Source organism: Micromonospora deserti, from assembly GCF_003236335.1.
Lineage (GTDB): Bacteria > Actinomycetota > Actinomycetes > Mycobacteriales > Micromonosporaceae > Micromonospora > Micromonospora deserti.
Genome location: NZ_POUB01000262.1, coordinates 1 through 8,407, shown reverse-complemented (window position 1 = coordinate 8,407; position 8,407 = coordinate 1). Strand labels below are relative to the sequence as shown.

Here is an 8,407-nt window from a genome sequence, read left to right as displayed (position 1 = left end):
CCACATGTGCATGATCGGCGGTGTGGCCGGGTTAGGCGGCGATGGTGCGGCCGCAGCTCGGGAGCGGGTGCAGCACGATGCGCCGGGGGAGGCGGCGGGGCCACTCGTTGCGGGGCCAGGAGCCGTCCACGATCAGGTGCACGGTGCGCTGCTCGGCACCGCTGAGCCGCAACACGAAGTCGCGCGGGAGCGGCGGGTCGACCGACGGCGTGGTGATCATGAAGCGGACCCGACCACGGGACGAGACCGCGGAGATCACGTCCGCTGCGGGCATGGTGCCGCGCAGCCGGATCCGGCCGATCCAGTACACCTCGGCGAGGTGCTCCTGCGCCGCCCGGGTGATGGCCGGGTATTCGCTGCGTACCCAGCGCTCCACCGCGCCGACGCAGAGCCCGCAGGCGCGCTCGCGGGGCTCCCGCGGACCCAACCCCCAGGCCCGCAGGTACGCCCCGACCGCGCCGGCGTCCAGCGACAGGTCGAAGCGGCGCTGGATGAGCAGGTGCAGGCTCTGCCGCGTCCACAGCTCCTCGTCCAGGCCGTACTCGTCGGGATAGACGCCCCGCAGCACGTCGATCAGTTCGAGTTCCTGGTCGCGGCTGAGCGTTCCCGGCTCGCCCTGCCGCTGTCCGCGACGGACGGCTGCCACCGCCCCGTCACCGCCGATGGTGTGGCGCCGGCACCAGCTGGTGACCGAACGCCGTGCGTCTCTGAGTGCAACCCCCACGTCCTGCGCAACGAGCCCGAATCGCAACTGGTCACGATATGTGTGGAGAAAACTCCCTTAGCAACGCAATCCACCAAACTGCCCAGAGTACGTGAAAGGGGCGAATCTCCCACAAGTGCTCGGTCAAGTCTCCGATACAAGGGCGACCGGCCCACGGCGATGGCCCGTCCCGTGCGGTGGGCACCGCTCGCCTCACCCGATGTGGCCCCAACGACCGACCGGCCACGCAGGGAGCCGGAGGGGTTGAGGAGGAGTTGCCGGGGAGGGCGGCGGTGAATCAGCCGCCCAGGCGGTTGAGGGCGTTCTGGAGGTTGGTGAGGTCGTTGCGCTGGGTGTTCTTCATGGTCTGCGCGGTGGCCACCACGTCCGGCTCGTCGCTGGCGTCGAGCACGCCGTCGATCATGTGGATGCCGCCGAGGTGATGCTTGATCATCAGATCCAGGAAGAGGACATCCAGCTCGCGGCCCTGGGCCGCCCGCAGCTTCGCCATGTCCTCGGGCGTGGCCATGCCCGGCATCAGGCCGTCCTTGACCAGGCTCGCGCCGTCGGGCATCCAGGACATCGGCGGCTCGCTGCCCGCCGGGTCGAGCCCCCACGAGCGCAGCCAGGTCTGCATGGTGCCGATCTCGCCCTGCTGGGCGCTGGCGATGTCGCCGCCGATGCTGCGCACCTCGGGGTCGGTGCTCCGCTGGAACGCGATCATGCCCATCTCCACCGCCTGCGCGTGGTGGGTGACCATGTCCCGGGCGAAGCCGGCCTCCGCCGAGGCGTCACCGGGCCGGGTCAGCCGGGGCGTCAGCAGGCCCCCGGCGTACCCGAGCAGCAGCCCGACCACGATGGCGAGGGCCAGCGCCGGGGTACCCCAGCGGCGCGCGGTCGCCCCGCGCTCCGGCGGGGTCTGATCGTCGAGCTCGCTGGTCTCGATCGTGGTCGGGGCGCTCATCGTTCTCCTCAGCCCTGCGGCATCTGCGCGCCGTCGCGCGGGGTGGTGCCGGTGGCGGTGATGCCCTGGCTGCACAGCGCGGTCGGGCCCTCGATCGAGGCGTTGACCCGCAGCGCCTTGATGAAGTCGTCGATCCGCTTGTCGTCGGCGTTGTCGACCTTGAGCTGGTAGCCCCAGGCCTGCAGGGAGATCGGCTTGTCCAGCCCCTCGAACGGGCTGAGCATCAGCTTCTCCTTGCCGCGGACCTTCTCGGCGAGCTTGCTGACCTGGTCAGCCGGCAGGTCCGGACGGTAGGTGACCCAGACCGTGCCGTGCTCCAGGCTGTGCACCGCGTGCTCGTTGGCGATCGGGGCGTCGTAGACGTCACCCATGCAGTTCTGCCAGCTGGGGTTGTGCGGGCCGGCCACCGGCGGCAGCACCGAGTACGTGATCGAGCCGGCCTGGTGGTTGCCGCCCTCGACGAGGGTCTTGTCCGTCTTGCGGAAGTTGACGATGCCGTCGATCTCGGCCGCGCGCTCCTCCCACGGCTTGGAGCCCTGGAACGACGCCCAGGCGCCGTAACCGATGATCGACGCGGCGAGCACGCCGACGGCGACAAAGAGGGCGATCGGGCCCCAGGCGCGGCCCTGGCTGACCTTGACCGGGGTGACCGGCTTGCGGCCCTTGCCGCCGGCGCCCGGACGGGGACCCGTCGGCTTGCCGGACCCGGCCTTGGCGCCGGCGGCCGGCCGGCCCGCCGCCGGCTTCTTGCCGGTGCTGACCACGGTCGGACGGCGCTCTGGGCCGCCCGGGGTGCTGATGCTCATCGTGCCTCGTCAGGTCGGTCGGTCAGGGGATCCGGCGGGCCGGTTCACACTCTGGGTCGCCGCCGCGGGGACCGAGTCTACCCCCGATAACATGGATCGGTGACTCCCGCAGAACTCGCCGAGGTCGTCCTCTCCGCAGCCCACGCCGTCTTCACCGAGCGGGGCCTGGACCGCTCCACCCTGCCGGAGCGGACGGCGGTGGAGCGACCCCGCAACCCCGAGCACGGTGACTACGCCTCGACACTGGCGCTCCAGCTCAGCAAGAAGGTGGGCGTCCCGCCGCGCGAGCTGGCCGCCGCCCTCGCCGAGCAGCTCGGCCGGGCCCCGGGGGTCAAGTCGGTGGAGATTGCCGGCCCGGGCTTCCTCAACATCCGGCTCGACGCGGCCGCCGCCGGCCAGCTGGCCCGGGTGATCGTCGAGACCGGCGAGGAGTACGGCCGCAGCGACCGGCTCGCCGGCGAGAAGATCAACCTGGAGTTCGTCTCGGCGAACCCGACTGGCCCGGTGCACATCGGCGGCGTCCGGTGGGCCGCCGTCGGTGACGCGCTCGGGCGGCTGCTCCGGGCCACCGGCGCCGAGGTCGGCACCGAGTACTACTTCAACGACGCCGGCTCGCAGATCGACCGGTTCGCCCGCTCGCTGCTCGCCGTCGCCAAGGGCGAACCGGCCCCGGAGGACGGCTACGGCGGGGCGTACATCGGCGAGATCGCCGCGGAGGTCCAGGCCCGCCGGCCGGACGTGCTGGCGCTGGACGACGCCGCGGCCCAGGAGGTCTTCCGGGTCGAGGGCGTGACGCTGATGTTCGACGAGATCCGCTCGTCGCTGCGCGACTTCGGCGTGGAGTTCGACACCTACTTCAACGAGAAGGACCTGCACGACCGGGGTGAGCTGGAGCTGGCCCTCCACCGGCTGCGCGAGCAGGGCCGGGTCTTCGAGGCCGACGGCGCGACCTGGCTGCGCACCACGGACTTCGGCGACGACAAGGACCGGGTGCTGCGCAAGTCCAACGGCGAGTGGACCTACTTCGCCGCCGACTGCGCGTACTACCTCGACAAGCGTGAGCGCGGCTTCGAGCGGGTCGTGATCATGCTGGGCGCCGACCACCACGGCTACATCGGCCGGATGAAGGCGATGGCCGCGTGCTTCGGCGACGACCCGGAGCGCAACCTGGAGATCCTCATCGGCCAGCTGGTCAACCTGGTCCGCGACGGCGCTCCGGTGCGGATGAGCAAGCGGGCCGGCACGGTGGTGACCCTGGAGGACCTGGTCGACGCGATCGGCGTGGACGCCGCCCGGTACGCGCTCGCCCGCTACTCCAGCGACTCGCCGATCGACATCGACGTCGAGCTGTGGACCCGGGCCGGCAACGACAACCCGGTCTACTACGTGCAGTACGTCGCCGCCCGGACGGCCAGCGTCTCCCGCAACGCCGCGGAGGTGGGGCTGACCCGGGGCGACGGGGACGCGTTCCGTCCGGAGCTGCTCCACCACGAGAAGGAGAACGAGCTGCTCAAGGTGCTCGCCGAGTTCCCCGCCGTGGTGGCCACCGCCGCCGAACTGCGGGCACCGCACCGGGTGGCCCGCTACCTGGAGGAGCTGGCCGGGGCGTACCACCGGTTCTTCGACAGCTGCCGGGTGCTGCCGCGGGGGGACGAGGAGATCAGCGACCTCAACCGGGCCCGGCTGTGGCTCAACGACGCCACCCGGGTGGTCATCGTCAACGGCCTGCGCCTGCTCGGCGTCTCCGCGCCGGAGCGGATGTGACATGCCGGCGCGAGCAGTGAGCGTGCGGGCCGTGCCGGCGCGAAGCGGAGGCGAGTGATGCGGGCGCACGAGGCCGGTGCGCTGCACGGCGACATCGGCAGCCGGGGGCCGGCGTGGCTGCGTACGCCGGTCGACGTCAACGCCCTGGTGCCGGCGCTCTGGCCGCGCAACGTGGAGCGCGCTCCGGACGGCGCGCTCGCCGTCGCCGGTCTCGGCGTCCGCGACATCGCGGCCGAGTTCGGCACCCCGGTGTACGTGCTGGACGAGGACGACCTGCGGTCGCGCTGCCGGGACTTCCGCACCGCCTTCGCCGACGTCGACGTCTACTACGCCGGGAAGGCGTTCCTCTGCCGCGCGGTGGTCCGGATGATCGCCGAGGAGGGCCTGCACCTGGACGTGTGCACCGGCGGCGAGCTGGCCACCGCGCTGTCGGCCGGAATGCCGCCGGAGCGGATCGGCTTCCACGGCAACAACAAGTCGGTCCGCGAGCTGACCCGGGCGCTGGACGCCGGGGTCGGGCGGATCATCGTCGACTCGTTCACCGAGATCGACCGGCTGACCGCGCTGGCCCGTGAGCGGGGCGTCCGGCCGAAGGTGATGATCCGGGTCACCGTCGGCGTCGAGGCGCACACCCACGAGTTCATCGCCACCGCCCACGAGGACCAGAAGTTCGGCTTCTCCCTCGCCGGCGGGGCGGCCGCGGCCGCCGCCTTCAAGATCCTCGACGAGGGCGTGCTGGAGCTGCGCGGCCTGCACTCGCACATCGGCTCGCAGATCTTCGACGCCAGCGGCTTCGAGGTCTCCGCCCGCCGGGTGCTCGCCCTGCAGGGGCAGATCCGCGACGCGCGCGGGGTGGAGCTGCCCGAGCTGGACCTCGGCGGCGGCTTCGGCATCGCGTACACCACGCAGGACGACCCGGCCGCCCCGAGCGACCTGGCCAAGCGGCTCCGCAAGATCGTCGACGCGGAGTGCGCCAGCGAGCGGCTGGCCGTGCCGCACCTGTCCATCGAGCCGGGGCGGGCCATCGTCGGCCCGGCCGTGTTCACCCTCTACGAGGTCGGCACGGTCAAGTCCGTGCCGGTAGGCACTGGTGGTGACGCAGCCGACGGGCGTCGTGCCTATGTCAGCGTCGACGGGGGGATGAGCGACAACATCCGCACGGCACTCTACGACGCGTCGTACTCGGCGACGGTGGCCTCCCGGGCGTCGGCCGCGGAGCCGATGCTCGCCCGCGTGGTGGGAAAGCATTGTGAGTCCGGGGACATCGTGGTGAAGGATGAATTCCTGCCCGCCGACGTGCAGCCCGGAGATCTTGTCGCGGTGCCCGGTACCGGCGCCTACTGCCGGAGCATGGCCAGCAACTACAACCACGTACCGCGACCCCCGGTGGTCGCGGTGCGGGCCGGCCGGGCACGCCTGATCGTCCGGCGGGAGACCGAAGAGGACCTGCTCGCTTTGGATGTGGGATGACGTCACCTGTGCGCTTGGCGCTGCTCGGCTGCGGCACGGTCGGCGGCGAGGTGGTCCGGCTGCTGCACGAGCAGTCGGCCGACCTCGCCGCCCGGATCGGCGCTCCGCTGGAGATCGCCGGCATCGCCGTACGCCGGCTCGGCCGTGACCGTGGCGACCTGCCGGTCGACCCGGCGCTGTTCACCACCGACGCGCTCGGGCTGATCAAGCGCGACGACGTCGACGTGGTGGTCGAGGTGGTCGGCGGTATCGAACCGGCCCGCGGCTGGCTGGTGGAGGCGCTGCGCGCCGGCAAGAGCGTGGTCACCGCCAACAAGGCGCTGCTCGCCGAGGACGGCGCGGCGCTGCACGACGCGACGGCCGAGGGCGGCGGCGACCTCTACTATGAGGCCGCCGTGGCGGGAGCGATCCCGCTGCTGCGCCCGCTGCGCGAGTCGCTGCACGGCGACCGGATCAACCGGGTCACCGGCATCGTCAACGGCACCACCAACTTCATCCTCTCCGCGATGGACGCCACCGGCGCCGGCTTCGCCGAGGCGCTGGAGGAGGCGACCGAGCTGGGGTACGCCGAAGCCGACCCGACCGCCGACGTGGAGGGCTTCGACGCGGCCGCGAAGGCGGCCATCCTCGCCTCGCTGGCGTTCCACACCCGGGTGGGTGCGGCCGACGTGCACCGGGAGGGCATCACCGAGGTCACCGCCGCTGACGTGGCCAGCGCCAAGGCGATGGGCTGCACGATCAAGCTGCTCTGCATCGCCGCCCGGGGCGCGGACGCCACCGGCCGGGAGACGGTCAGCGTCCGGGTGCACCCGGCGATGATCCCGCTGGCCCACCCCCTGGCGAGCGTCGGCGACGCGTACAACGCCGTCTTCGTCGAGGCGGAGGCGGCCGGGCCGCTGATGTTCTACGGTCGGGGCGCTGGGGGCGCGCCGACCGCCAGCGCGGTGCTCGGCGACGTGGTGGCGGTCTCCCGCAACCGGCTGGCCGGGGTGCGTGCGGCCAGCGAGTCCGCATACGCGGACCTGCCGGTGCGCCCGATGGGAGAGGCGCTGACCCGCTACCACATCAGCCTCGACGTGGCCGACCGTCCCGGCGTGCTGGCCGCGGTGGCCGGGGTCTTCGCCCGGCACGACGTCTCCATCGCCACGGTGCGGCAGGGCCCGGCCGGTGGCGGCGCGGCCGGCCGGGGCGAGGACGCGGACCTGGTCATCGTCACCCACGTCGCGCCCGACGCCGCGCTCGCCGCGACCGTACGTGAGCTGCGCGGGCTGGACATCGTCCGCTCGGTGGCCAGCGTGCTGCGGGTCGAGGGCGGCCTGTGACATCCCGACAGTTGGTTATCCACGGGTGCGCCGGGGCCGGTTCGGCGAGCCTGGTCCAGGCTGGAGGTGCCCCCGGTCGCGTGGGGCGGTAGAAGCGAGGAGAGCGACATGTGGCGGGGCCTGATCGACGCGTACCGGGACCGACTGCCGGTCACCGACGCCACCCCGGTCGTCACCCTGCACGAGGGGAACACCCCGCTGCTGCCGGCGCCGGTGCTCTCCGCCCGGCTCGGCTGCGACGTGCACCTCAAGGTCGAGGGGGCCAACCCGACCGGCTCGTTCAAAGACCGCGGCATGACGCTCGCGGTCTCCAGGGCGGTCGAGGACGGCAACAAGGCGATTATCTGCGCGTCCACCGGCAACACCAGCGCCTCCGCCGCAGCGTACGCGGCCCGGGCCGGGCTGACCTGCGCGGTGCTGGTGCCACAGGGCAAGATCGCGCTGGGCAAGCTGGCCCAGGCGCTGGTGCACGGCGCGAAGCTGCTCCAGGTCAGCGGCAACTTCGACGACTGCCTGTCGCTCGCCGGGAAGCTCGCCCAGGACTACCCGGTCGCCCTGGTCAACTCGGTCAACATCGACCGGTTGCACGGCCAGAAGACCGCGGCCTTCGAGATCGTCGAGGCGCTCGGCGACGCGCCGGACATCCACTGCCTGCCGGTCGGCAACGCCGGGAACATCTCCGCCTACTGGATGGGCTACTCGGAGGAGTTGACCGACGGCAACGCCACCCGGGCCCCGAAGATGTACGGCTTCCAGGCGGCCGGTGCCGCGCCGATCGTCACCGGCCAGGTCGTCCGCGAGCCGTCCACCATCGCCACCGCCATCCGGATCGGCAACCCGGCCAGCTGGGCGAAGGCGCTCGACGCCCGGGACTCCTCCGGCGGGCTGATCTCCGCGGTGACCGACCGGGAGATCCTGGCCGCGTACCGGCTGCTGGCCCGCGAGGTCGGGGTCTTCGTCGAGTTGGGCAGCGCGGCCAGCGTCGCGGGTCTGCTCCAGCAGGCCGCCGCCGGCGCCGTCCCACCCGGCTCGACGGTGGTCTGCACCGTCACCGGTCACGGCCTGAAGGATCCGGAGTGGGCGATCTCCACCGCTCCCGCCCCGGTCACCATCGCCAACGACCCCCTGGCCGCCGCCCGCGCCCTCGACCTCGCCTGATACGTAAGCCGCCCGGCTTGCCCCCATTTGAAGCGCTGTCGCAGGCTGCCGAGTTACTAACCCACCCCCAGCTCACCCCTCGTGATCAAGAGGTTTACGTCAGCATTCGACCGGATCCTGGCACGCACAGCTCTTGATCACCGCGGGCGGCGCGGGGCTGGGCGAGGTCAGGTTCGGCTACGCACTCCGCACCCGGCGGGCCGCCGGGGGGCGGAACGGG

At 72.3% G+C, this 8,407-nt stretch carries 7 protein-coding genes; 4 read left to right on the top strand and 3 right to left on the bottom strand.

The features are described 5' to 3' along the window. Positions 1-31 precede the first annotated feature (31 nt). The 3 genes from C1I99_RS26060 to C1I99_RS26050 all read right to left on the bottom strand — a co-directional run bounded on the left by C1I99_RS26060 (position 32) and on the right by C1I99_RS26050 (position 2,473). Entirely contained in the window at positions 32-724 is a 693-nt protein-coding gene (locus C1I99_RS26060) for a winged helix-turn-helix domain-containing protein (RefSeq protein ID WP_111136835.1), read from the bottom strand. A gap of 277 nt (positions 725-1,001) precedes the next feature. After that, positions 1,002-1,667, bottom strand: a complete 666-nt coding sequence (locus C1I99_RS26055) for a DUF305 domain-containing protein (protein ID WP_111136834.1) — start codon at positions 1,665-1,667, stop codon at positions 1,002-1,004. Positions 1,668-1,675: 8 nt separating this feature from the next. Further along, entirely contained in the window at positions 1,676-2,473 is a 798-nt protein-coding gene (locus C1I99_RS26050; RefSeq protein ID WP_111136833.1) for a thioredoxin-like domain-containing protein, read from the bottom strand. Between the two features lie 99 nt (positions 2,474-2,572). On the opposite strand from C1I99_RS26050, the gene argS reads away from it, so the two are divergent. From argS to thrC, 4 genes are all read left to right on the top strand, one after another. Then, positions 2,573-4,237 carry an arginine--tRNA ligase gene (gene argS / locus C1I99_RS26045; protein ID WP_111136832.1) on the top strand — a complete coding sequence of 555 codons (1,665 nt, stop codon included), beginning with the start codon at positions 2,573-2,575 and terminating at the stop codon, positions 4,235-4,237. A 57-nt stretch (positions 4,238-4,294) separates the two neighbouring features. Beyond that, positions 4,295-5,707: a diaminopimelate decarboxylase gene (gene lysA, locus C1I99_RS26040; RefSeq protein WP_111136831.1), complete on the top strand. Its 1,413-nt coding sequence runs from the start codon at positions 4,295-4,297 to the stop codon at positions 5,705-5,707. An 8-nt stretch (positions 5,708-5,715) separates the two neighbouring features. Beyond that, positions 5,716-7,029, top strand: a complete 1,314-nt coding sequence (locus C1I99_RS26035) for a homoserine dehydrogenase (protein WP_199562400.1) — start codon at positions 5,716-5,718, stop codon at positions 7,027-7,029. A 108-nt stretch (positions 7,030-7,137) separates the two neighbouring features. After that, complete coding sequence (thrC, locus tag C1I99_RS26030) at positions 7,138-8,187, top strand: threonine synthase (RefSeq protein ID WP_111136829.1); 1,050 nt, start codon at positions 7,138-7,140, stop codon at positions 8,185-8,187. Positions 8,188-8,407 lie beyond the last annotated feature (220 nt).

Coding starts and splice junctions, on each gene's coding strand:
- C1I99_RS26055 (WP_111136834.1), bottom strand. CDS start 1,667: ATGAGCGCCCCGACCACGATCGAGACCAGCGAGCTCGACGATCAGACC.
- lysA (WP_111136831.1), top strand. CDS start 4,295: ATGCGGGCGCACGAGGCCGGTGCGCTGCACGGCGACATCGGCAGCCGG.
- C1I99_RS26050 (WP_111136833.1), bottom strand. CDS start 2,473: ATGAGCATCAGCACCCCGGGCGGCCCAGAGCGCCGTCCGACCGTGGTC.
- thrC (WP_111136829.1), top strand. CDS start 7,138: ATGTGGCGGGGCCTGATCGACGCGTACCGGGACCGACTGCCGGTCACC.